The following is a 1,320-nucleotide window of genomic DNA, read 5'->3' as shown; positions in this document are numbered from 1 at the left end:
GGCGGGCATGCAGGGCGGGCTCACCTCGCCCGCGCGGCCCTGGTTCCGCCTGCGTCTGGCCGATGGTGCCGACGCGGAATCGGGCCCGGCCCGCCGCTGGCTGGATGCGGTGGAGCAGCGGCTGTACTGGGCGCTGGCCCGCAGCAACTTCTACCAGGCTTCGCACGCGCTTTACACCGAACTGGCCGCCTTCGGTTCCGCCGACCTGTATCAGGAGGTGGATCCGGAACGGCTGACCCGCTTCGCCGCGCTGACCTGCGGCGAATTCTCCTGGGCCTGCGATGCGGCGGGTCGCGTGGACACCGTTGCGCGGCGCATGCTGATGACCGCCCGTCAACTGGCGGAACGTTACGGCGAGGCGCACCTGTCCACCGGCACGCGGCGCATGCTGCGCAAGGAGCCCAACCGCCACGTGGAGGTGGTGCATCTGGTTCGGCCCCGCGCCGTGCGCACCCCCGGCCATGGCGGCAACCTGCACATGCCTTTCGAGTCGCTGGTGTTCGAGGCGGATGGCGCCGCCGGAGACCTGTTGCACGAAGGCGGCTTCGAGGAATTCCCGCACTTGGCCGCGCGCTGGGACGTCACCGGCGGCGACGTGTATGGCCGCTCGCCCGGCATGGACGTGCTGCCCGACGTCAAGATGCTGCAGGAAATGGCCCGCAGCCAGCTGCTGGCCATCCACAAGGTGGTCAACCCGCCCATGCGTGTGCCCACCGGCTTCAAGCAGCGGCTCAACCTCATTCCCGGCGCGCAGAACTACGTGGCGCCGGGCCAGCCCGAGGCGGTGGCCCCGCTCTACCAGATCAACCCGGACATCGCGGCGGTGACGCGCAAGATCGACGACGTGCGCAAGGCCGTGCGCGAGGGGTTCTTCAATGATCTCTTCCTGATGTTCACTGCGGACGGGCGCTCCAACGTTACGGCGGCAGAGGTGGCCGAACGCGGGCAGGAAAAGCTGCTCATGCTCGGCCCGGTCATCGAACGGCACCAGACGGAACTGCTCGATCCGCTGCTGACGCGCACCTACGGCATCCTGCGCCGGGCCGGGGCGCTGCCGCCCAACCCGCCGGAACTGGAAGGGCTGGAGATGCGCGTGGAATACGTCTCGGCCCTGGCCCAGGCCCAGCGGATGGGGGCGGCGCAGTCCATCCGCCAGTTCGCGGCGGAGGTCACGGCCCTGTCGGCCACCGCGCCCGGCGTGCTGGACAAGATCGACTTCGAGCAGGCCGTGGACGAACTGGCCTCCATCGGCGGGGTGCCCGCACGGGTGGTGCGCTCCGATGCCGAGGTGCTGCGGCTGCGCGCGGAGCGCCAGGCCGT

General features: G+C 70.3%; 1 protein-coding gene. It reads left to right on the top strand.

The genetic code is table 11. From position 1 onward, the window contains the following. On the top strand, positions 1-1,320 hold a 1,320-nt coding region (locus tag FVW27_RS16040), incomplete at both ends, for a portal protein (protein WP_167127036.1).

Origin of the sequence: Nitratidesulfovibrio liaohensis (genome assembly GCF_011682075.1) — a bacterium.
In the GTDB taxonomy this organism is placed as follows: domain Bacteria; phylum Desulfobacterota; class Desulfovibrionia; order Desulfovibrionales; family Desulfovibrionaceae; genus Cupidesulfovibrio; species Cupidesulfovibrio liaohensis.
Note: the sequence above shows the minus strand (reverse complement) of the source record. Positions and strands in the feature narration are given on the sequence as shown.